The following is a 23083-nucleotide window of genomic DNA, read 5'->3' as shown; positions in this document are numbered from 1 at the left end:
GGTGGGTGTTTATGGAATTTACGATATTTTTATATCGTATTAGGAGTATAAGAATACTATGAAGTCGTTTGATGATTATCTCTTGAACAAGGAGTATGCTCGTGTTGAACGGTTGGGTGATAAGTTGGCTGAAGTTGAACCTTTGATTGAATGGGAGATTTTCAGGCCGATCATCAGGGAAATGTATGATAATCGAACAGAACGTGGTGGTAGGCCCAACAATGATGAAGTAGTCATGATTAAAATGTTGGTTTTACAATCATGGTACGGTTTATCTGATCCAGAACTTGAAAGGCAGGCCACGGACCGTATTTCTTTCAGAAAGTTCTTAGGATTTCCAGATGATATACCAGACCGTGCAACGGTCTGGTCTTTTAGAGAAAGATTGAGTCATACTGGTAAAGACAAGGAAATATGGGAAGAATTACAACGACAAATTAACAGTAAAGGTTTAAAGGTTAAAGAAGGCTTTATTCAGGATTCAACATTTATAACAGCTGATCCAGGTCATAAAAAGGTTGACGAACCACGTGGACCCCGTGCTAAAACTCGCCGCAGCAAAGATGGAACCTGGGCCAAAAAAGGCAAAAAATCCAGTTTCGGATACAAACTACACACAAAAATGGACATGGAATATGAATTGATACGTGAACTCGAAACAACAACTGCTAAAGTGCATGATAGTCAAATTGACTTATCCCAACAAGATGAAATCATGTATCGTGACCGTGGATACTTTGGAGGGCAATGCAAAGGACACAACGCCACCATGAACCGCGCAACACGCGGCCATCCACTAAAAATACATGACAAAATGAGAAATAAAAGAATATCACGCAAAAGATCACCAGGAGAACGCCCATACGCCGTAATCAAAACCATATTCCACTCCGGACACACACGACTCACAAACATCCTCCGAAACCACACACGAAACATATTCAACTGCTTCAGCTACAACCTACTACAACTAAACACCCTAACCTACAAATCAGACAAACTAGCGAACGCTATCATCAAATAACCCACAATAATCCTAAAAAAAATACAACAATACACAAAACTAACCAAAAAACCAAAAGAAAACCTCAAAAAAACCAATACAAAATAAAAACTTAAACTAAAAAACAAAGTAAATAGAAATTATCTTAAGACAAAATAATTGGATAAAAACTTTTTTTTAATTTTAATAATTTCGTATAGCTTTGAAACTGCTAAACCCGCCATTATGGCCAAAGGCAATGCCGCATATTCAAATCCTCGGGAAATATCCGTGTACCCAGAAACCATAACAATTACAATATATGCAATTATCAATTTAAACCGTTTATTGTCCATTTTGTAAAGGAAATATGGTCCAATGGAACCAAATAGGCCTATTAAAATTAAACTGAATATTTGTATAGTGGGGATGATATAAAAAGGAGGATAAGCACTTTTTATAACTCCGCTTTGCCCTGAAAATGATATAAAATACCATCCCCAAAATAACACAGATAATAACAATAAAATATATTTCCAATTTTTTTGGGTACCATCAACTAAGAATAATGGAATAAAAATTATCAAACCTACTGAATGGGTCCAAACACCTATCAATGATGTTATGAATGCTTTGAATTGATTTTTAGGTAGGAAATAAATAGTTAAAGTTGCTAAAATGGGGATAAAATTGGCCGGAAGGGCCACAGCTAAAATATCTACTCTAGGTGCAGTTAAAGAAAACATTCCTGCAAAAAAAACCAGCCATAACTCCATATTCCCGTTTTCCAATCAATGAAGCTATGATAATGGTTAAAATGATTTGGGTTAATACAAAAATTGTATTCGCAAATCTCCACTCCGACAAGATACCATAAAAATGCGAAAACTGTATGGAATAACGGAGGATGCCATAATGCTCTTCCAACAGGATAATATTACTGATTAATATACTAACCTAATTTGTTAAAAAGCTTCAATTGAGATTTAGAGCATATAATATGATTACAATAATTATATATTCTTTTATAACTGAAGAATACTATGATTTATAAATGATCCGTATTGTTAAACATGAATGCAAAAATTTCAAACATTTACAATAAACTATGTCATTATTAAAAATCGTCTTAACTTATGGGGGATTCTTTGTATCTGAAATTAAGAGAATATGTCAGGGATCATGATTCATTGGTTTATGGCATTATTTTAGTTTTTCTTGTAGCTTTAATTGCATATTACCGGGTTCAAATCCAAATAGAAATCGGTCCTATCTGGGATACTTTTGACTTCCTATCCAATGCCATGTACTTTGCTGGGCAGGGATTTGGATACACAGATCTGACCAGACCTCCCTTTTTCCCGTTTTTAACATCACTCATCTTCCGTTTAAGTGTGGTATCTGAATCAGTAATATTCTATTTAGATGCTTCATTTTTAGTATTCGGGGCTATTGGGCTATATTTATTTTTCCGAATTAAATTTGAGGCCATGGAAAGCTTTTTGGGGAGTTTACTCTTCAGCTCTTTTCCAGTGGTTATTTTATTTACTGGAGTTGGACTTACAGATATTCCAAGTGTGGCTTTATCCATCTGGGCATTGTATGCCACTGTGTTAGCAGTTAAAAAGAATCCACTGTTTTTTTACTTTTCTTTCCCCCTGGCCATGTTAGCCTTTTTAACAAGATATCCTGCAGGATTCATTATTTTTCCCATATTTTTCTATCTAGTAATCAATCGCCATGATGTGTCCCTTAAAAATATGATTGGGGGAATATTATTGTCTTTATTACCTGGCTTGATTGTTCTTGTATTCTTTTACAATCAATTCGGCAATCCATTGGGTCCATTTTCTTCATTTTATGGCTCAACCCAAAAAGCATGGTCAACCACTTACGTATATTACCATCCTGACCCCCTCTATTTCCTAAAAAATATTTTATCATATATTGGGGTTGGAGGGATGGCCATTATCTTAGGTTCAGTGCTTAGCGCATTCATTGGTTTATTAACTAAATTTAAGACTGTTAAATTAAATTTCAAACAATTTAGTCCATCTAAACTGTCACATCATACAAAAATAAAGGTTTTGGCACTGTTTTTATTATTTTCATTATTTATTATAACCTTTGCATGGACACAATACTTCATCACTGAGATCATATTTCTGGTTTTTTGTTTTGTTTTGTTTTATACTCTGAGAAATGGCAATATCAAGGATTTAGACATTTATATTTTATTTGTATCATGGTTTGTGGCATTTTTCATATTCCACAGTGTTTACGCGGTTAAAGATGATCGTTACTTTATCACAATGGCCCCCGCTTTAACTTATTTTTTAATATTGGGTTTTAGCCAAATTAAAAGATTATGGGGATTGGAAAGTAAGTATAAAAACATGGCACATAATATATTTGCAGTTATACTGGTATTTATGATGCTCGTAGCAGCTGCTGATTATATACAGGGGATATATGATCATGAATCTCAAAATGTGGTTGAATTGAATGATATTAAAATGGCCAGCCAATGGCTTAAAGTTAATGATCCTCAATACTTTGATAAAAACATATCCTCAGATCAATGGCCTTACTTCAGCTGGTATTTGAAGACAAATGTCAAGCAGGTACAATTATCTAACAATAACAAGGATTATGAAAACAATTTAAACACAGATAATGCCAATTATTTTTTGACTGTTAAAGAAGGGTTAAATTTAACTAATTATCAGTTAATAAAACAGTTTGGATATGTAACTATTTACAAAAGACAGTAACTAGATGAATTCGGTGATTTACCTATGATGAAATTTGAAGATAAAAACTCTAAACTGGTTTTCCTAGTTCTCCTGATAATAACTGTCTCATTGATAACTTATTTTCGTGTGAGAATCCAATTAATTGTTGGTCCCGAGTTTGATGGTTTTGATTTTCTGGCAAACTCTGCTTTATTTGCAGGTAAATCAATTGGATATTCAGATCTTTTAAGACCACCATTACTTTCCTTTTTAGCATCCCTCTATTTCAGATTTGATGGTTTGTATATGGGAATCACCTCTATCATAGATGGACTCATATACCTTCTAGGATGCATTGGACTTTATTTATTCTTAAAAGAACGTTTCAATGCCATTATTAGCTTTGTGGGCAGTTTATTATTCGCAACATTCCCCATAATAATCACTTTTGCAGGAGCCGGCCTTACCGATGTTTCAAGTGTTTCTATTTCAATATGGGCTATTTATTTAACTTATCTTGGTGTTAAAAAGAATTCTAAGTTTTTCTACTTAGCATTCCCTGTGGCCATGATGGCTTTTTTAACCCGCTTTAACCTGGCTTTGATCATTTTTCCAATATTTGCCTACATCATTGCAAATCGACACGAGATTAAAAATCCCCGAAACATTGTAATTGGAATGATTTTAGGGGCACTGGTTTTACTTCCAATATTTATCTATTTCAATACCAAATTCGGTAATGCATTATATCCATTCATGGATTTTTTTAGAAGTTCAGAAAGTTTAGGGAGCACAATACACTTTGCATACAACCCAGATTCACTGTATTTTGTTAAAAATATGCCCTATTACATAGGAACAGCGTTCTGGATAATCATACTTTCTGCTGTATTTGGTTTATTTGTTTATTCATACCAAAATATTGGTAAAATAGGGTCAGTACTTGGTAAAATAGGATCTTCAACTCCTCTTAAAAATTTAAAAACTGGAAATAAAGTTAAATTACTTCTAATATTAGCTTTGTTGGCAGTTTTTGTCGCTACTTTTGGGAAAACCAATTACATGGTAAGTGAAATAATTTTCTTTACCATTACATTCCTTATCTATAATGTCTCTTCTGAACTGGAATTAGATGTTGGCTGGGACTTACTTTACTTTTCATGGTTCATGGCATTTTTCATATTCCAAAGCGTGTATGTTGCCAAGGATCACCGGTATTTTATTTCCATGACTCCTCCAGTGGCTTATTTCCTGGCACGAGGATTGAATTTTATCACCCAAAAATTTGAATTCAAGTTTAAACAGAAAAATCTGACATTGTATGTTTTTGCGATAATACTATCAATGATGATGATATTTTCGGTTGCAGTACAACTTTCTGAAATAGAAGAGGTTAATCAGAAGAATAAGATATTCAATCAGGATGTGTCTAATGTCAGTCAGTGGCTAAAGATTAATGATCCAGACTACAAATCTAAGGTAATCTATGCTGATTACTGGTCCTACTTTGGATGGTACCTGCAGACTAATGTAGGGAAAATGCCAATGTTCCGTGACAATCAGAGTTTATATCAGGGTGTTAAAGACTTCAATTTCACCTCTGATGATAAGAATGCATTAAATAATGAACTCAATAGAATAAGTCCTGATTATTACATGTGCACCTGGGACAATATGAATTTCACAAATTACGTTCCAGTTGCAAGATTTGGCTCTATAACTATATACAAAAGGGTTTGAAAGAAAATAATAATTGCTATGAATAAAGTGGTGTTAACATAAAAATTGGAGTTATAACCTCTGCTTATCCTGATTTGGAGGATGATCCTCATGGAATCTTTGTTCACAGGTTGATGAGGGAGATTGTCAAGAAAGGACATGATGTTCATGTTTTAGCACCTTTTACTGGTGGTGAAACAGATTATATCCTTGAAGGTGTGCACGTGGAAAGATTCCACTATTTCTATCCCCGTAGATTTGAGAAGCTTTCAGGAAGGGCGGGGATGATTGATAATGTTAAGGAAGGGTTTCTGGTTAAAATTCAGGTTTTAACCTTTCTGTTTTTCAATGTTTTTTATTCGTTGCGAATACTTAAAAATATGGATGTTATTCATGTGCAGTGGCCTATTCCCAATGGATTAGGTGCATTGTTTCTTAAAAAATTTTATGGAATTCCTTACATAACCACAATACACGGAGAAGAAGTTCATCTTTCCAAACGTTACCATATGCTGTTTGCTCTGCGCTGGTTGGTAAATAACTCCTCTAAAACTATCACCAACAGTAATGCTACCCGGAACTTCTGTCTGGAAGCAGGACTTGACGAAGAAAAGATTGATGTGATACCATTCGGAGTTGACACAGATTTTTTCAGACCACTCGATGTTTATAAAGATGAAAATATATTCCAAATATTATCTGTTGGTTATTTAATTGAAAGAAAAGGTTTTGAGTACCTTATTCGTGCAATGCCTCATGTTTTAGAAAAACATGAAAATGTGCAATTGAAAATAGTTGGATCCGGACCATTGGAATCTAAATTGAAATCTTTAATCTATGAACTGGACCTGACAGGTAAGGTGGAAATTGTTAAGAATGTTTCTGATGAAAAGTTACTCATGTTGTACAATTCAGCGGATCTATTTATTTTACCATCCATTGTGGATTCGCAGGGGAATACTGAAGGTCTAGGGGTGGTTTTATTGGAAGCTATGGCTTGTGGGGTCCCGGTTATAGGGTCTGATGTTGGGGGGATATCGGATATTATTGAAGATGGGAAAAATGGGGTTTTAGTTGAACAGAAAATTAAAAGTAAACTTTCTAGTAATATTTCTCTCCTCCTAAGTGATAATGAACTAAGAAATAGTCTAGTTATTAATGGTCAAAGTGATGTAAAAGCTAAATTTTCTTGGAAGAAGATTTCTGACCGATATATAAAGGAGTTTCAATTAATCTAGATATTATTATGGTAAGATTACTCAATATTTTTAATTGAGTGTCATTCAATAAATACCAAAAATTTTGAATTTATGATGATTATAATATCCAATCTAGGGGATTGAAATGTTTTCAATTGTGTGTGTTTACAACGATCAATATATCTTGTCTGAATATTTATTAAAAAGTCTCAATATACAAATTAACAGATATGAACTGATATTAATCGATAATACTAATAAAAAATTTAAATCTGCTGCTGAAGCATTGAATTATGGTGGTCAAAAGGCCAGTAATGATTATATTATGTTTGTGCATCAGGATATGGATATGAGTTCTCCCACATGGTTGAAGGATGCTGAGAATTATTTAAATTCTTATGAAAAACTTGGAGTTGCAGGAGTTGCCGGGCGATCAAAAAAATATTGGTGGCCAATAACTAATATTAAAGATGGTATTCCTCCACATTTAATATCACCTTATCCTATTAACGTTCCTACTAAAGTGGAAACATTAGATGAGTGCTTAATGATTATACCTAAAAAAATATTCGATAATCTTTCCTTTGATGAAGTGGTGTGTGATAACTGGCATTTATATGGTGTTGATTATTGTTTAACAGTGGAAAAATTAGGTTATGAAGTTTACGTACTCCCATTATATGCATATCATAGATCTAAAGGATATTCGCTATCAGAAAAATATTATAATACACTTAATAATCTGTTGAAAAAGCATAGAAATCATAAATTAATTTTAACTACTGTTGAGGATTGGATAACATTTCTTCCTTTAAATTTTCAAAGAAGGCTTCCTCTTATTAAAAATTTATTAGTAACCTTTTTAATGAAGTTATAAGATAATTTTCATGCTGGTTGTATTATGAACCCAGAAATAACAATAATAATCCTAAACTGGAATGGTTGGGAAGATACTATTGAATGTTTAGAATCTTTATATCAGATTAATTATCATAATTATGAGGTTATTGTGGTTGACAATGATTCAAAAGATGATTCAATTGAAGAAATAAAGAAATTTTGCTCTAACTCCAATAATACTCTGAAATCTGAAAGAAATATTGATATTAAAATGTTTGAATATGAAGAAAAAGATTTTCACCATGTTAATCCATATTTAGAATCTGAAAAAACCATTAGAAATTTGATCCTTTTAAAAAATTCTAAAAATTATGGATATGCCAAAGGAAACAATATAGGTATTAGATTTGCTCTACGCGTGTTTAATCCTGATTTTATTTTATTGTTGAATAATGATACGATTGCAGATGAAAATTTCCTGAACGAATTAACTAAAGCTGCAGAAAACCAAGAAAGAGTGGGAATCTACTCCCCTAAATTATTAAATGCATATGATCATAAAATAATTGATTCTACTGGCCATATTATCAGTTGGGGACGGATTATAGATCGAGGTCATGGAAAAATTGATAAACATCAATTTGACAAAAAAATTAATATAATGGGTGCTAAAGGAGCAGGAGCTTTTTACAAACGTGAAATGTTAGAATCAATTGGTTTGCTCAGAGAGAGTTACATTACTTCTTATGAAGATGCGGAACTATCTTGGAGAGCGAGTAAAAATTCTTGGAAAGCGGTTTACGTTCCCAAATCCATCATATATCACAAAGGCTGGAGAAGTATTAAGAAAGACAATTCAAAATGGTTCTATTTTTGGGGGTTGAGCTTAAAAAATACAACATCGACCGTAAAAGAATATGGAACTTTTTATCAAAAGACAATATTTTCAGTATTTCTGATATACTTCATGATTGGGAGTTTTTTGCTTAGAATAACTCGTATTAGAAATTCTGGAGTAAATTATGCTCATCTATTAAAAGAATTGTATAAATAAATGAATCACTAAAATTTTAATAGTGATTCAACTGTTGTAACTGAGACTTACAGCATGCTATGGAATAATTGTGATAACCGAAGTGAAATAGGTTAAGGTGAAACATTAATGAATAAAGATTCTAATGTTTGTGCTGTAATTGCTACTTATAACAGGAAAAAACCATTATCTAAATGTTTATCCTATTTACAACAGTGTGATTCCCTAGATGCCATTTATTTAATAGATAACGCTTCAAATGATGGAACCCCAAACTTACTAAAAAATGAAGGTTATATCTCGGAGCTTCCTCCTTTAAATACTAATGAAATTTGGAAAACTTCTTCCAATGTAAAGAATCAAGATGGAAATGTAATTAAATTCTATTATTTAAGAAATTTTTCCAATAGTGGAAGTGCTGGGGGATTTCATGATGGAATTAGGGAAGCATATAATGAAGGTTATAAATGGATATGGGTTTTAGATAATGATTCCGTACCTAAAAAAAACTCATTAAATAAGTTATTGGAGAAAACTGTATTAGTGAAGAATATTGGTTTTTTATGTAGTAAAGTTTTATGGCGTGATGGAAATGTTCATGTCATGAACATTCCCCAAGTACAGCCTTTAGTGAAGGAAATCCCTTTCAATAAATTCGAAAATAGTAATGTTTTAGTTATAAGGGCTGCTTCCTGGTTGTCTTTACTGATAAAAAGAGAAGTGATTGAAGAAGTGGGATTACCTTTGAAAGAATTTTTTGTTTGGGCCGAGGATATAGAATATACCAATCGCATGACTGAAAATAATTTTTTAGGTCTTTATGTAGCTGACAGTATTGTTTATCATGAAACTCAAAAAAATTATTCTGATGATATTATTGCAGCTGATGCAGAAAATATTATGAAATATTCATTTGGCATAAGAAATAACCTTTATCTTATGAAACAACGCAGTGTACTCCTTTATATTCTGTTATTAGTTTACAATCTAACTTTTTCCAACTATAATATTCTTAAGAATAGGAAAGATAATAAATTAAAGTTTTTTTGGACAAATACGACATCATCTTTTAAATCAATATTTTTTAGACCTGGAAAAGATTAACATGAAAAAACTAAAAGATTTAGCATCATTTATAAGATTTGAATATGATCTTCTGGTTTTAAAGAGAGTATCAAAAATTATTTCTCAAATAGAACATGGATATTGTGTAAAACAATATTTGCCTGTTAAAGATCAATATAAAATTGCTTTTATTGTTCCGGGCATGGTATCATATAGTGGTGGGCATACTTCCATATTACGATTAGGCACTTTACTATCTCAATTAGGACATGATGTGTATTACATCACATATGATGGTACTAGTAGGGAAAAAATGGAGAAAAGTGCAGAAATTAATTTGCCAGGATATCAAGGTACTTTCCTAGAACAAAGTGAATTAAATAAATTCAATTCAGATATAGGTATAGCTACCTACTGGGAATCTTGTTATTGGCTGCTTGCTTTTCAAGATATTTTTGATTATAAAATGTATTTTATTCAAGATTTCGAACCATATTTCTATGCTATGGGTGACCTCTATTATTTGGCATTGAATACATACAAATTTGGATTTCACATGGTAAGTCTTGGAAAATGGAATAAATCTATTGTGGAACGTAAAACAACTGAAAAAGTTGATTATATTGATTTTCCAGTTGAATTAGGACAGTATAAACTTAAAAAGAGAAAAATTATTATCAATAAACTTGTTAAAATAGCATTATACTTAAAATTGGATAGTAGAAGAGCACCCTTTCTTTTAATCCAACAAATTGGTTATCTTCATGAAAAATTATCAAAATTAGGATATGAACTAGAGGTATATGTATTTGGGTTAAATAAACATATTAAATTGCCATTTATTAAAAATTTAGGTAAACTCAAAACTAAAGAGTTAATTGAATTATATAATGAATGTCATTTTGGATTAGTTGCATCACTGACTAATATTTCATTAGTTAACTATGAAATGACTCTTTCAGGCATCCCGGTGATAGATCTCGCTGATGGTAGTGCACCTACCTTTTTTTCGGAAGAAGAAATGATTTTTATAAATTCTAATATTGATGATTTATACAATAAAGTGATATATTATTTAAATCACCAGGATGTATTAAATGATGTTCTTGAAACTTCTCAAAATAAAATAATTAATAAAAGATTGTCATGGGAAAATTCATCAAATCAGTTTAATAATATTATTTACAGGAATGTTTCTAAATGACCTATAATACATTCACATTAAAAAAGCTTTCAATTTAAAAGACTATCAATTATATGTCCTTCCATATATTCTCAACCCTTGAATCCTTCCATTGGTTAGTTCATTATAATTTATCACCTGAACATTATTTGAATCACCCCAAACAAAGTAATAAGTAATATTATTGGCAATTAATTCATTTTTGAGTTCAACAGGGTCAATAATATTCTTGGGTAACCCATAATATTGGTTGTTCAGATAATAGGAAATCGCTAATGTATTTTCCCAATGACCATTGGATGCGATGTTCCCTTGTAGGCCATAGTCATTTTGTAAGGTTTTACTTAAATCATACAAGCCATTATCAGTACTGGGATAAATAAACAATTCAAAAGCTGGAGTAAAGATAAAAGATACCATCAAAATTACTAAAAATATATTTCTGAATTTTAAACTAAGATTCTTTTCTTTATACAGCGTACTAATTATATAAAATCCACAAAACATCATTAAAGTAATTGCAGGCCATAAATAACGTTCTTCAACGAAAATAAGCAAATATCCTGAGGAATATATAAATATGGTGAGCATTATATAAATCAATCTGTTTTTAAAAGATCTCTCGGTCTTCAATTTCAGGATAAAGTATAAACTAATAAAAATTATTGCAAAGGATAATAATGAGTAATATTCAAATATAATAGCTGTTTTGAGAAGGTTGTCCTTGGTTAGTTTTAACTGAAATTCAAAATATTCCCGTGATTCAAAGGGACTCCAGTCATTCAATTTAACTAATGAAGGTTCCTCCCAAGTACTTGTGGCACTTGGATTTGGGGGCCTAATAAGTCCTATGGAATAAACCGGATGATTACCATACTCAGGACCAACAATTGCGTGATTATATTCTGTTGTAGTCCCAATGGTTGGTTTATCATATTTTAAGCTTAAAGTTGTGATCCATATTCCACTAATTGCCAGAAATACTACCAATCCCACAATTAGATTTTTTTTTACACCCTTTCTATTTTTTTTAAGTCCTTTAAAATAGTATAAAAAATTGAAAAAAAGGAAATGCACCATGAAAAAAGGAAAAATATAAGTTTTGGTTAAAAAACCCATACCACCCAGAAACCCACATATAGCACCATTAATCCAATAATTCGGATAATTTTCATCGAAAATAAAACTGAAATAGTAAACAAGCAGGCAGACTACCAGTACATCCGGTGTGTCCTTAAATATTGAATAAAATAAAATCATGGGGATTGAAGTTATCAATAAAACTTTTTTCACTGTTCTATTTAAATTAAAAGTGAGACTTAGCCTATTCAAGCTGATTATAGTAACAAAACCGGCTACTAAAGACACTATCCTAGTCACATATGGTGCAGTTGATACATTATAATCAAAAAAAATGATTGGTGTCAGTAACCAGGAGTAAAGAGGACTCCAATATCCGTTAATGGCAAGTGACCAGCATCCATTTACATAATTCTCAGCTATAGATAAATATGAAATTCCATCGGTTCCAAGATTAAAATGATAATAATTGATGGAAAATATTGCGAGAATTGAATATATAATTAAGCTTATGCTTAAATCAAAATTAGTGATAAGAAAATTCTTTTTTTCCATTAAAACCATCTATAATAATCATTTTTCTTTTATTAATCATCTAGAAAAACATCTATTCCCATGTGATAAATAGTTTTTAGAATTTTATTCCATCAAAGAATCCATGATAATAACTGATAAAGAGTTTTCTATTCCCATAATAAATACTAAGTATTAGGGGTAGTATGAAGAATCCTATTATTTGGTAGATAACAAAAAAAGCATAATCACTCTTTTTAGCCCATTTTCTCATAAAAATCCACCGGTTACGTGTTATATAATACAAGCCTATTGGTTTGCTGATCCCTCCACCAGATTGGGATACTTTATGCCAAATGTGGGCAGTGGGGACGTATAAACTCTTATAACCCGCCTGATTAGCTCTTAGGGTCCAATCACTTTCTTCAAAGTATAAAAAGTACTTCTCATCCATCAAACCTATTTTCTGGATGGCTTCGGTTTTAATAAGAAATGAAGAACCACTAACGTATTCAACTTCTCTTTGTTCATCGAACTGTCCTTGATCAACTTCGTTTGTGCCGATTTGTATCCCCCGGCTTAATTTCCAGGATATTCTGCAACCTGCACTCCAAATTACGTCTGGTTTGTCATAAAAATAAATTTTAGGTCCTAAAATACCAATTTCTTCCTTACTTTCTCCAGTTTTAACCAGATCATCCAGTAAATTTTCCCCCACAACAGTATCGTTATTTAAAAGTAAAACATATTCCGGATCTAGATTATTTAAGGAAAACCTTATCCCAATATTATTTCCTTCAGCAAATCCATAATTTCTATTATTTTTTATTAAAGTTAGAGAATATGAATCATTTTTGTTTAGATATCTTAACTTTATACCTTTTTCATAATTATCAAATTCTTGAAGGAATAGGGGTTTATTTTCAGGGTTATAATCAAAGTATTGTGATACAATCTTCAATTCTCCTTTACAGTATTCTCTTATTTTGGATAGAGACTCGTCATTGGAATTGTTGTCTACCAACACAACTGAAAAGTAAGGGTAGTCGATTTTATAAACAGATTCCAGACATTCTATGGTGTCTTTCCACCCATTATAGTTCACAATAACTATTGTAACCCTTGGATAATTCATAATAATCATTAGTACTCAACACGGAACAATATTAATGGGAATTAAACTTCTATTAATCTTATAAAAAAAGATTAATTTATTTTAATTTTTTTCTAAGCAACTTATTTTCCTTTTGAACTAGATATATTTCCCGTTTTAAAAGGCTTATCTGGGTTGCAACAAATCCAAATATTAATATCTGAATCCCTGAAAGAATAGTTACGACCATGAACAGCATTAATGGTCTGGTAGGGTCTAAACTACCAATTAAATACAAATAAAAAAGGTATATGGCGCTGATTATTCCAATAACGCACATTGTTAGTCCAACAATTCCAAAAAGCATCATTGGTTTCTCGTAGAATGTGAATAGAAGATGGGCTATAGTTGTTGATTTTATTTTTATTTTTGATTCACCAAATTCTCTTCCCTTAAGAACTACTGGGATCTCCTTTATTTTAAAACCAACTGCATTGGCTTTTGAAAGTATTTCGGGGTTAATTTCTGTTCCTGAGGATTCTATTTCTATGGAATCTAAGACTTCTTTACGATATGCTCTTAAAATACCTGTAACGGTACTTATATTTCCGGTGAGTGCGTAGCCAACGATTTTATTGGCCATCTTACTTATAAATAATCTGTGAAATGGTATTGATTCTGTTTTTCCCCCGGACATGTACTGTGAACCAATTACAATATCAACAGCAGCAGAATCCAGTGTTTCGATTAATTTAGGAATGTACAATGGATCGTAACTTAGATCTGCATCCAGAGTAACAACCACATCTCCACTTGAAAAATTAAAACCAGTAATAAGTGCCTTACCCATCCCCATGTTTATAGGGTGTTCTAAAAGGATGATTGGGGAGTTGGTGGAAGCATACTCTTTTACTAGTTGGCTGGTATTATCCTGGCTTCCATCGTTTACAACCAGAATTTCGTAATTTTCATAATAATCTTTTAGAATTGCCTCTACTATTTGCAATGTCTTCAGGACATTTTCTTCCTCATTATACATGGGGATTATTACAGAGATCTTCATATACAACAATTAGAGTTTTAATTAGTTAATATAATTTCTGAAAAATTATCAATAGATGGTGGACAGTTTTAATTAGATTCAATTTAGAATATTTAGTGATTACTAAATTTGTTGACTTATTGTTTTTGATAAATTTTGGTATGTAGTATTCAAAAATAGTTTAGGCGGTCTAAAATATTTTATTCATATTTTATTCTAAAAAAAATAAAAATTAAATTTCTATAAAAATTAGATTTTGTTCAAAGTCTTGAAATGTTTAGGTAAAGGTTTCATTTTGGCAGGGGCACCTATCGCCAAATAGAATGGCGGTACATCTCTAGTTACAATAGCCCCTGCAGCAATCATGGATCCTTCTCCAATTTCAATCCCAGAGAGGAAGGTAGAATTTGCCCCAATAGACGCACCTTTCCGTATTATGGGGCCTTTAAGCTTATAGTCACCTCTCAAAGGGTACCGATCGTTAGTAAAGCAGGCACATGGGCCTATAAAAACATGATCTTCGATTAAAGAATTTTTAGGGATATAAACATTTGATTGGATACTGATATTATTTCCAATTTCTGTGTGGCCTTCAATAACGCTATTGGTTCCCAGGAGGACTCTGTCACCTATTGTGGTTTTTTCCCTAACCAACACTCCATGACCAGTTTGAAAATCGTTACCAATTTCCACATCATTATAGATCACGGTGTTCGAACGCAGCAAAGCGTTTTTACCAATTAAAGGGGGTTTTGATCTGAATTTATAACTGACTCCTAGTGTCACATTATCATGAACTTTAGGTTTGCCAATATTTTCTTCAGAGTCAACTCCAAAAAACATATTTTTGAAATTGACTTTTTCATTGGAACCCCATGGGTTTTTGAATAATGCCATAATACTCCAAATTTCATTGATTAAATCCATTTCCTAGGCAGTTAGTTAACATATATTATTAAACTGGTACTTAATCAATTTTCCTATTGATTATTTTTAATCAACTATACTCTTTAATATCATAAACCTACAATTTAATAATGTTAAATTGGCAATATAATTGTTATAATTTTAATGAGTATAATTTGAAAATTTATTTAGTGATAATGACAATATGATTGGTTTATAGTAAAAAATAGTTTAATATAACATGTATTAAGAATGATAATTAGATGAAACACATATAAAACTGGTATTGATATTGATTAATACAGTTGATATTATTAAAATTTATTATAAAAGATTCATATGACTATTTTGACACGAATTAAACGTTTTTCATTTCAAAATAAGGAGATAATAATTCTCTTATTAATCTACGCCGTATTATATTCATTTAATCTTGGTAAGTTTCCAGTTGTCAATGGTGATGAGAATTGGTTTATTAATCCTGCCTATGATTTGGCCACATTTGGTAAAATGGGCACAACCATGATCTATGGCTCTTGTAATCTTGCTAATTTCACTTACTGGCAACCACCGGTATTTATTTTATTAATGGCAACTTCTTTTAAATTATTAGGTTTTGGAGTTATACAAGCTAGACTGGTAAGTGTTAGTTTAGGTTTTTTAACAGTTTTATTTACCTACTTACTTGGTTTTAAATTGTATAACAAAAAAATTGGGTTATTAACATCTTTTGCTCTGATTTCAAACCCTTTATTCTTCATGGTCTCCCGAAATGCTCGGATGGAAATTGCAGTGGCATGTTTCATGATTATTGCTCTTTATTTCACGTTTTTGGCGTTGAAAGAGTTCAAAATTGGTTATTATTTTGCTTCCGCTTTTTTTGCAATGCTTGCATTGTTATCTCACCCCAATGGTCTTATTGCGATACTGTCGGTTGTAATAATTATTTTGGCCGAAAAAATAGATTTTAAGACATTAAAATTTAATCTAAATCTCAATGAAATTGGTGCATTCATTTCAGGGATTTTACTTCCATTAATTCCTTATGCATTATATATATCTCTGGATTTTGCGGCTTTTAAAGGCCAATTCATGGGAAATATTGCTAGATCTCCTTCAAATCCTCTGAGTAATATATTAGTGGAACCTACACGTTACATAAACCTTTTTTGGTGGTTAAATCAGTATAATGGCCTATTTTTGGCATTTCTGGTGTTGGCATTGGTTGTGATTTTAACAGTTTTGGGTTTGTACTATCTTTCCCGAGAGGGGAGGTTTGGTAGAAAATTTTTGTTAATTGTTTTAATGGTAAATATCGGGGTTTTTGCTGTTCTGGTTTATCACAAATTCTTTATTTACTTAGGATTAACCATCCCCTATTTGTCAATAATCATGGCTTTGACTCTTAAAAATAAAATAAAGTTTAAAATGAATAGAAGAAGTATAATGTCAGTTATTATTATTGTTTTATGGTTTATGCTAATAGTTGGGAATTGTATATTTATAATTAGCTTTTTAGAAAAAACTAATGATTATGATTATATGAGAATTGAATACGAGGTTCAAAAGTATATACCTCATGGAAGTATTGTTGTGGGAGATCATAATTATTGGATTGCATTACATGATAATTACAAATATTACGGGCGTGAAAACGTAAATAAAACCAATGAAATGATGGTGGATTTAAGAGCGGAATACATTCTTTATGATAACATATGGGCAATGGAGGATGATTATATTGAGATTTTCATTAACCAAAATTGCACACTGATTGCTGAAATTCCAAGTAATGACACCGCTGGATTTGGAATAACTAAAGTATACCAAGTAAAAAGGACATCTTAGATCATCGTTTAATATTAAAAAATAGAGTTATGGGACATTATAATTCTTTTAACCGTGAAACCCTTATAGATATGATAATGTTTTCAGGGTAAAGGTTGGATTAATGTGCTGTCCCTCATTAATATTTATAAAAAAATAATTCAGCAGCATTAAAAAAAATTAAACTTATTCAAATATTCTGTTGGAGTATAAATGGATAAAAAATTAATCGTCAACATAGCTATTGTCTTGCTGATTTTTAGCATTGGGTTTTCCATGAGAGTGGGAACTATTACTCTCAATTCCATTCCAGAATATCAAAAACCTTTCTATCAGGATCAAAGTGACCTTCCTTACATGTACGAGCTGGACTCTTACTATAATTACCGTTTAGCAGAAAACTATTTGGACCATGGATATTTGGGGGATACAATAATTAAAGGTGTTGAATGGGATCTTCATTCATACTACCCTCCTGGAGTTCCACTTGATTATCCCCCTTTAATAGTCTATTTAACAGTTTTTATTTATAAATTTATTAACCTATTTGCAGATTTACCTCTTTTTGTCATCTGTTTCTGGTTGTCTGCGTTTATAGCGCCACTGGCTGGAATTATGGCCTATTTCTTTGTTAGCAGATTAACTAATAAATATGGGGCAGTGGCTGCAGGTATTTTATCAGTAACAATTCCCTATTATTTTACCCGAACTGTCCCTGGATGGTTTGATACTGATATGTTCAATTTATTATTTCCTTTTTTAGTGGTTAGCTTCTTTTTCATGGCCCTAAATAATATAAATAAACCTCAAAAGGCAATACTTTTTTCTTGCCTAGCAGCAGTGTCTACTTTCTTATTTGCCCTTGCCTGGAATGGTTGGCAGTACCTGTTTTACCTCATGGTTATCTTTTGGGTTGTTCTCATTCTCTGGACTAAGTTAAAGGGTGGGATAGTAAAAAATCACCTATACAACCTGGTATTGTTTTTGGCAGTGACATTGATCCTAGTAGGGGTCTCCACCGGATTAATAAATATTTTTAAACTGCTATACGGGCCGATTCAACTTATTACGTTATCTTCTGGTAATGGATCCTGGGCTGATTGGCCGAATCTATACATTTCAGTTTCTGAACTGACTAAACCTTCGATTGAAGTAATCATTTCTGCTTTGGGCCTTTCCCTCTTTGCAGGGTTATTTGGACTTTTATGGACTTTCCGCATATTATTAAATGATGAGTTAAGCCAGAAATTATTGAACAGAATTAACTGGATATCATTTTCTTTCCTGGTTTTATGGACCCTAACAGGTTTTGGTGCTTTAAATGGTGGTGAACGTTTCATTATATTGTTAATCCCACCACTGGTGGTTAGTACTGGAATAATGGTGGGCATATGCATTGAATATTTGGGCTTATTGAAAAACAGTGAAAAAATTGTTTTTTTCAAAAAAAATCCCGGTATTCTCAATGTTTTCGCTATTTTAATTGTAATATTAGCAACTTTTCCAGGAATATGGGTCAGTGGAACTAGCTTTATGCTAACACCCGGGATTAATGATGACATTTGGGATGCTTCAGTTTGGATTAATAATAACACTGCAGATAACACTGTTATTGTCGGTGATTGGAATAATGGCCATTTATATGCTGCTATTGCTGATCGTCCGGTCCTTGAAGATGGTAGAATGGGTTACATAGAAACATTATCTGTTCGAAGTTTTGATGATTTGTTCCCATATAAAGATAAATCTCCCAGTATTTCAAGGGATTACTGGATAAATAAAGCATTTTCAACAGACAATGAGAGCCTTTCTGTTGGTATCATGCGAATGTTATCCACCAGTGGAGATCAGGGTTATGTAACCTTGGTTATGTATGTACAAAATACTAGTAAAAGTGTGGATATTATGGACAATATACTAGGTCAGGATGAAGCTAATGCTCGTAATTTGCTTTTAAATAATTATAATTTAACAAGTAATCAGACTGATAAAGTTTTGAAATATACTCATCCTGAAAATCCATCTCCTATGGTTGTAGTTACCAATGATAAAATGATTGGCACTGGACACTGGATATTTAAGTTTGGTGATTGGAACTTCAATGAAAAGTCTTCTAAAAATTATACTTACTCAGTGGGAACTGTGAAAATAGCTCCTGACTATTTTAATTCAACAAATGATGTATTTATGGATTTTAAAACCTAAACTTTAACCTGGGGAGACGAAACACCCTATTTTGTAGAATTCATTGACAATGGGACCATCTTAAAGCATTACATGGATCCTAATAGTGATTTTGCTGTCTTCATAATAAATCATGAAAAAGCAGTAGTAATAGATAAAAAATTTGAGAATTCAATTTTCACCAAGTTAGTTATTGAAAAGAGTAATTCAACTGTGTTTAAACCTTTATTCTACAGTGATAAAGCAGTTGTTTGGGGAATTTGATAAAATTATTATATAATAATCTTAAAAACTACATTTTACCAATAGCAGCATTTCTCGCAGTATCAATCACTTGAGTAATATTCCCTGCAATTGATTGGGTAATATTTATTATGTATCCGCCAGCGACAATTACAATAACTAACATAGCTCCAATTAATAATATCATTTCAGCGCTAATCTGACCTTTTTCATCCATTTAATCCACCTTTTATATCGTAATAAAATTATAGAATCATAATTTAATCCAGTACTCTTATTATATTTGAAAGATTCTGCTATAAATTATTTTTCACTCGGGAAGAATTCTCGAATGGATTGAACCTGATTTATCATACGTCCTAATTCTTCAATTAGGTTCCTAATTATTATTTTTTCTAAAGATTTGAGAGATAAATTAGAAAATAAGAAATAATTAGAAAATAAATAAAAGAAAGAAATTACTCCAATGTTTTATTGAAGTGCGCTTGTGGTTCTTATGGTTTCAACGTCCTGAGCGGCGTTTAGTGAAGAAGCGCCTTGAATGTATGATCTGTAGACTAATAATGCAGCTATTGCTATAACAATAATTCCACCAAACAGTAAGATATATTCAGCTGCTCCTTGCCCACTTTCATCTTTTAAAAAGCCCATATTATTTACCTCCCAACATGAACCCCAATCACAGAATGTACTTTAGTTAAAATATACTCTAATATCTAATCAACATGATCATGATAGTTGAATAAAAAAAATACCATAATGGTATTAACCATTATGGGTTTCTTTATTGGAGCACGCTTGTGGTTCTTATGGTGTTAACGTCCTGAGAGGCGTTTAATCCGGAAGTTCCGCTAAAGTATGCTCTGTAGATTAGTAATGCAGCTATTGCTATAACTATAACTCCACCAAACAGTAAGATATATTCAGCTGCTCCTTGTCCACCTTCATCTTTTAAAAAACTCATAATTTACTCCTCCTAATGATACACAATACAATGATTGTTAAAAAAGTATTATGCTGGTTTATAAAAAAAAGAAAGTTACCCATATATGGTTTGAACCACTTATGGGGTTTCTTTATTGGAGCACGCTTGTGGTTCTTATGGTGTTAACGTCCTGAGAGGCGTTTAATCCGGAAGTTCCGCTGAAGTATGCTCTGTAAATTAGTAATGCAGCTATTGCGATAACTATAACACCACCAAACAGTAATATATATTCAGCTGCTCCTTGTCCACCTTCATCTTTTAGAAAACTCATATTTTTACCTCCAATAGGGTTTTTTACAACTTATATACAACTCCTCTGTTTATAGTTATATATAAATATTTTTATTGCCTTTTTGTAACAACATTCATATTACAATTTAATGTAATTACTAATAACATTTAGTGTTCACTAATAATTATCTTTTATATACTTCTTTGTGCATATTATCACACACTAATTAAGAGGGCTTGTGACCATGCCTAAAAACTACAATTTACGAAAATTAATCCTGGAAATCTTAGAAAATGATGAGCTATCCAAAAAAAGAATATTGGAAGTTATAAGATCAAAATCAGGGATAGGCACATCAGACAAGACTTTTAACGAATCATTAATGGCACTTCTGCGTGAAGGACAGATATACATAGCAGATTATGATTTTACAATATACAATGGTGTCAAAAGGATACAATCTATAAGGCCAGAGGGTATTGTTTTCGGTGTTTCCAGAATGGATTTTGTGGAAATCGAAACCATCCTTAAACAGATGGAAAGCAAGGATCACGATGAGGTTTACCGGGCATCTAAGAATCTTAAACGGATTTTCCGCAGGAGGATTGATGAACTTCAAATTGAACGGGAAACTCTCAAGAACTCCAACGAAGCAGACTCTCTATTTAACCAGACCATTTTCTACATGAACTCGATGGGTGAAGAACAAAAAAGAGCCCTTAGAAACAAATTAGCCTGGGGATTAAGCAACAATAAAGGATCCCTTAAATTATTCAAAAACATTATTTCTTTTGTCCAGTCAAATGAATAATTATTTTTTTTTCAATATTGCTGAGGGCCGCCCAATCAATTAAATGAATTATATCAAGTGATCTTTAATTGAAAATAAGAAGAAAAATCAGTTGTCAAAATATCAACGTAATTATTGATATAATAAAATATGGAGTTTAATATACGTATTTTTAATAAAGAACTTCTAATTGTCGGGTATAAAAAAATCCCTATTGAAAACTACTCTAATCTAAAAATTTTAGCTCTGAACATGATACATTAACACGAAATATGATAAACTCATTTTTTGTAGGTGTTTGAAGGGCCTCTAGATACCATGTACTTTATAATTACAGTATTAAATTAAAATGATAAAAATAGAAAATTTTCTATGGTGCCTGAGTCAACTTAATAATATAGGCTTGACAATATCTAGTTGGAGTTCTTAAAATTAAGAAATAATGATTTAAATGATCAGTAACGTTATAAAGTCCATGCGCCCCAAGCAGTGGTATAAGAATTTAGTCTTGTTCATTGGGGTTCTTTTCTCTTCTAATATGCTGAATCTGACCTTTTTAGTTGATTCAGGGGTTGCTTTCCTTGTTTTTTGTCTGTTATCTGGTTCCATTTATCTTATTAATGATATTTTAGATATTGAAAAGGATAAAAATCATCCAAAAAAACGTAAAAGACCAGTACCCTCTGGAACTTTGAAAGTATCCCATGCAATATTCTTCATTGTATTATTCTTAACTATCTCTTTCACGGTAGCTTACTGGGTTAATCAGTATTTCTTTCTTATTACTTTGTTTTTTATTATATTGCTCCTTTCATATTCATTATGGCTTAAAAACATCATCATCGCAGATATACTTATCATATCATCGGGATTTGTTATTAGGGCTGTTGCAGGAGCATTGGCCATAAGTGTTTTTGTTTCGCCATGGCTTATCATCTGTGCCTTCCTTCTGGCTTTGTTTTTAGCACTGGGAAAAAGAAGGCATGAACTCATAATATTGGGAGATGAGGCTAAAAATCACAGAATAATACTGGAGGGATATTCCACTCAAATGCTGGATCAGATGATAACCATTACCACCAGCAGCCTCATAATGTCTTATTCACTCTATACTTTCTTCGTGGGAAAAATCTATATGATGATAACTATACCATTTGCTTTTTATGGGCTATTTAAATACCTATTCTTGGTCCACAGTAAAAACTTGGGCGGAGAACCAGAACTCATTTTCAAAGATAAAGGAATGATATTAAGCATGATTTTATGGGTAATGATCGTTTTTATTGTAATTTATGTGGATAAAATTAGGGGAATTTTCTAAAAAGTAATAATTAGGGATTATATTCTTTCATAATGGATAAATAGAACATCTTAAACTTATAGATAAAATTGAGTTGTTTGACTTTCGATGCTTAAAACCGGAAAATTTAAC

General features: G+C 31.9%; 21 protein-coding genes. 12 read left to right on the top strand and 9 right to left on the bottom strand.

The window, feature by feature from the left end:
• The first annotated feature begins 58 nt into the window (after positions 1-58).
• Positions 59-1024 (top strand): IS5 family transposase, encoded by a 966-nt coding sequence (locus BK009_RS05220; RefSeq protein ID WP_100907434.1) that lies wholly within the window; start codon positions 59-61, stop codon positions 1022-1024.
• Between the two features lie 119 nt (positions 1025-1143).
• Here BK009_RS05220 and BK009_RS05215 read toward each other — a convergent pair whose 3' ends face one another.
• Positions 1144-1758, bottom strand: a complete 615-nt coding sequence (locus BK009_RS05215) for a hypothetical protein (protein WP_100909191.1) — start codon at positions 1756-1758, stop codon at positions 1144-1146.
• Positions 1759-2130: 372 nt separating this feature from the next.
• On the opposite strand from BK009_RS05215, the gene BK009_RS05210 reads away from it, so the two are divergent.
• The 7 genes from BK009_RS05210 to BK009_RS05180 all read left to right on the top strand — a co-directional run bounded on the left by BK009_RS05210 (position 2131) and on the right by BK009_RS05180 (position 10777).
• Positions 2131-3756 carry a glycosyltransferase family 39 protein gene (locus tag BK009_RS05210; RefSeq protein WP_157809708.1) on the top strand — a complete coding sequence of 542 codons (1626 nt, stop codon included), beginning with the start codon at positions 2131-2133 and terminating at the stop codon, positions 3754-3756.
• A gap of 24 nt (positions 3757-3780) precedes the next feature.
• Positions 3781-5457, top strand: a complete 1677-nt coding sequence (locus BK009_RS05205) for a glycosyltransferase family 39 protein (RefSeq protein WP_100909189.1) — start codon at positions 3781-3783, stop codon at positions 5455-5457.
• Positions 5458-5531: 74 nt separating this feature from the next.
• Positions 5532-6674 (top strand): glycosyltransferase, encoded by a 1143-nt coding sequence (locus tag BK009_RS05200; RefSeq protein WP_236951040.1) that lies wholly within the window; start codon positions 5532-5534, stop codon positions 6672-6674.
• A 106-nt stretch (positions 6675-6780) separates the two neighbouring features.
• Complete coding sequence (locus BK009_RS05195; protein WP_100909187.1) at positions 6781-7512, top strand: glycosyltransferase; 732 nt, start codon at positions 6781-6783, stop codon at positions 7510-7512.
• Between the two features lie 24 nt (positions 7513-7536).
• Positions 7537-8529, top strand: a complete 993-nt coding sequence (locus tag BK009_RS05190) for a glycosyltransferase family 2 protein (protein WP_100909186.1) — start codon at positions 7537-7539, stop codon at positions 8527-8529.
• Positions 8530-8637: 108 nt separating this feature from the next.
• Positions 8638-9612 (top strand): glycosyltransferase, encoded by a 975-nt coding sequence (locus BK009_RS05185; protein WP_100909185.1) that lies wholly within the window; start codon positions 8638-8640, stop codon positions 9610-9612.
• 1 nt (position 9613) lies between these two features.
• On the top strand, positions 9614-10777 hold the full coding sequence (locus BK009_RS05180; protein WP_100906840.1) for a glycosyltransferase family protein: 1164 nt from the start codon (positions 9614-9616) through the stop codon (positions 10775-10777).
• 45 nt (positions 10778-10822) lie between these two features.
• On the opposite strand, the gene BK009_RS05175 is transcribed toward BK009_RS05180, so the two are convergent.
• The 4 genes from BK009_RS05175 to BK009_RS05160 form a co-directional block, all read right to left on the bottom strand.
• Complete coding sequence (locus tag BK009_RS05175; protein WP_100909184.1) at positions 10823-12391, bottom strand: glycosyltransferase family 39 protein; 1569 nt, start codon at positions 12389-12391, stop codon at positions 10823-10825.
• 76 nt (positions 12392-12467) lie between these two features.
• Positions 12468-13484: a glycosyltransferase family 2 protein gene (locus BK009_RS05170; RefSeq protein WP_100907917.1), complete on the bottom strand. Its 1017-nt coding sequence runs from the start codon at positions 13482-13484 to the stop codon at positions 12468-12470.
• Between the two features lie 76 nt (positions 13485-13560).
• Positions 13561-14505, bottom strand: coding sequence for a glycosyltransferase (locus BK009_RS05165; protein WP_100906838.1), 945 nt, complete (start codon positions 14503-14505; stop codon positions 13561-13563).
• Positions 14506-14733: 228 nt separating this feature from the next.
• Complete coding sequence (locus BK009_RS05160; protein ID WP_232728111.1) at positions 14734-15327, bottom strand: acyltransferase; 594 nt, start codon at positions 15325-15327, stop codon at positions 14734-14736.
• 402 nt (positions 15328-15729) lie between these two features.
• Between BK009_RS05160 and BK009_RS05155 the strand changes: the two genes are divergently transcribed.
• Positions 15730-17238 carry an ArnT family glycosyltransferase gene (locus tag BK009_RS05155; protein ID WP_100909183.1) on the top strand — a complete coding sequence of 503 codons (1509 nt, stop codon included), beginning with the start codon at positions 15730-15732 and terminating at the stop codon, positions 17236-17238.
• A gap of 192 nt (positions 17239-17430) precedes the next feature.
• Positions 17431-19422, top strand: a complete 1992-nt coding sequence (locus BK009_RS05150) for a dolichyl-diphosphooligosaccharide--protein glycosyltransferase subunit STT3 (RefSeq protein WP_236951039.1) — start codon at positions 17431-17433, stop codon at positions 19420-19422.
• Positions 19423-19693: 271 nt separating this feature from the next.
• Here the strand turns inward: BK009_RS05150 and BK009_RS05145 are convergent, their stop codons facing one another.
• The 4 genes from BK009_RS05145 to BK009_RS05130 form a co-directional block, all read right to left on the bottom strand.
• Positions 19694-19861: a class III signal peptide-containing protein gene (locus BK009_RS05145; protein ID WP_100906834.1), complete on the bottom strand. Its 168-nt coding sequence runs from the start codon at positions 19859-19861 to the stop codon at positions 19694-19696.
• A 254-nt stretch (positions 19862-20115) separates the two neighbouring features.
• Complete coding sequence (locus BK009_RS05140; RefSeq protein WP_100906833.1) at positions 20116-20295, bottom strand: Flp family type IVb pilin; 180 nt, start codon at positions 20293-20295, stop codon at positions 20116-20118.
• Positions 20296-20428: 133 nt separating this feature from the next.
• Positions 20429-20608 (bottom strand): class III signal peptide-containing protein, encoded by a 180-nt coding sequence (locus BK009_RS05135; RefSeq protein ID WP_100909182.1) that lies wholly within the window; start codon positions 20606-20608, stop codon positions 20429-20431.
• Positions 20609-20720: 112 nt separating this feature from the next.
• Positions 20721-20900 (bottom strand): class III signal peptide-containing protein, encoded by a 180-nt coding sequence (locus tag BK009_RS05130; RefSeq protein WP_100909182.1) that lies wholly within the window; start codon positions 20898-20900, stop codon positions 20721-20723.
• A gap of 205 nt (positions 20901-21105) precedes the next feature.
• Here BK009_RS05130 and BK009_RS05125 point away from each other — a divergent pair, with 205 nt between their 5' ends.
• Both BK009_RS05125 and BK009_RS05120 read left to right on the top strand, forming a co-directional pair.
• Positions 21106-21672, top strand: coding sequence for a hypothetical protein (locus BK009_RS05125; RefSeq protein WP_100906830.1), 567 nt, complete (start codon positions 21106-21108; stop codon positions 21670-21672).
• Between the two features lie 430 nt (positions 21673-22102).
• Positions 22103-22972 (top strand): decaprenyl-phosphate phosphoribosyltransferase, encoded by an 870-nt coding sequence (locus BK009_RS05120; RefSeq protein WP_100906829.1) that lies wholly within the window; start codon positions 22103-22105, stop codon positions 22970-22972.
• The last annotated feature ends 111 nt before the right edge of the window (positions 22973-23083 follow it).

The sequence above is a fragment of the Methanobacterium subterraneum genome (assembly GCF_002813695.1).
Classification (GTDB): Archaea; Methanobacteriota; Methanobacteria; order Methanobacteriales; family Methanobacteriaceae; genus Methanobacterium; species Methanobacterium subterraneum.
This window is presented reverse-complemented; position numbering and strand designations above follow the sequence as displayed.

Bases quoted from the DNA above. Each gene is read 5' to 3' on its own strand.
- BK009_RS05140 (WP_100906833.1), bottom strand. From the start codon at position 20,295: ATGGGCTTTTTAAAAGATGAAAGTGGGCAAGGAGCAGCTGAATATATC.
- BK009_RS05130 (WP_100909182.1), bottom strand. From the start codon at position 20,900: ATGAGTTTTCTAAAAGATGAAGGTGGACAAGGAGCAGCTGAATATATA.
- BK009_RS05220 (WP_100907434.1), top strand. From the start codon at position 59: ATGAAGTCGTTTGATGATTATCTCTTGAACAAGGAGTATGCTCGTGTT.
- BK009_RS05170 (WP_100907917.1), bottom strand. From the start codon at position 13,484: ATGAATTATCCAAGGGTTACAATAGTTATTGTGAACTATAATGGGTGG.
- BK009_RS05125 (WP_100906830.1), top strand. From the start codon at position 21,106: ATGCCTAAAAACTACAATTTACGAAAATTAATCCTGGAAATCTTAGAA.
- BK009_RS05185 (WP_100909185.1), top strand. From the start codon at position 8,638: ATGAATAAAGATTCTAATGTTTGTGCTGTAATTGCTACTTATAACAGG.
- BK009_RS05190 (WP_100909186.1), top strand. From the start codon at position 7,537: ATGAACCCAGAAATAACAATAATAATCCTAAACTGGAATGGTTGGGAA.
- BK009_RS05145 (WP_100906834.1), bottom strand. From the start codon at position 19,861: ATGGATGAAAAAGGTCAGATTAGCGCTGAAATGATATTATTAATTGGA.
- BK009_RS05155 (WP_100909183.1), top strand. From the start codon at position 15,730: ATGACTATTTTGACACGAATTAAACGTTTTTCATTTCAAAATAAGGAG.
- BK009_RS05135 (WP_100909182.1), bottom strand. From the start codon at position 20,608: ATGAGTTTTTTAAAAGATGAAGGTGGACAAGGAGCAGCTGAATATATC.
- BK009_RS05205 (WP_100909189.1), top strand. From the start codon at position 3,781: ATGATGAAATTTGAAGATAAAAACTCTAAACTGGTTTTCCTAGTTCTC.
- BK009_RS05160 (WP_232728111.1), bottom strand. From the start codon at position 15,327: ATGTTTTTTGGAGTTGACTCTGAAGAAAATATTGGCAAACCTAAAGTT.
- BK009_RS05150 (WP_236951039.1), top strand. From the start codon at position 17,431: ATGGATAAAAAATTAATCGTCAACATAGCTATTGTCTTGCTGATTTTT.
- BK009_RS05215 (WP_100909191.1), bottom strand. From the start codon at position 1,758: ATGGAGTTATGGCTGGTTTTTTTTGCAGGAATGTTTTCTTTAACTGCA.
- BK009_RS05175 (WP_100909184.1), bottom strand. From the start codon at position 12,391: ATGGAAAAAAAGAATTTTCTTATCACTAATTTTGATTTAAGCATAAGC.
- BK009_RS05195 (WP_100909187.1), top strand. From the start codon at position 6,781: ATGTTTTCAATTGTGTGTGTTTACAACGATCAATATATCTTGTCTGAA.
- BK009_RS05120 (WP_100906829.1), top strand. From the start codon at position 22,103: ATGATCAGTAACGTTATAAAGTCCATGCGCCCCAAGCAGTGGTATAAG.
- BK009_RS05165 (WP_100906838.1), bottom strand. From the start codon at position 14,505: ATGAAGATCTCTGTAATAATCCCCATGTATAATGAGGAAGAAAATGTC.
- BK009_RS05180 (WP_100906840.1), top strand. From the start codon at position 9,614: ATGAAAAAACTAAAAGATTTAGCATCATTTATAAGATTTGAATATGAT.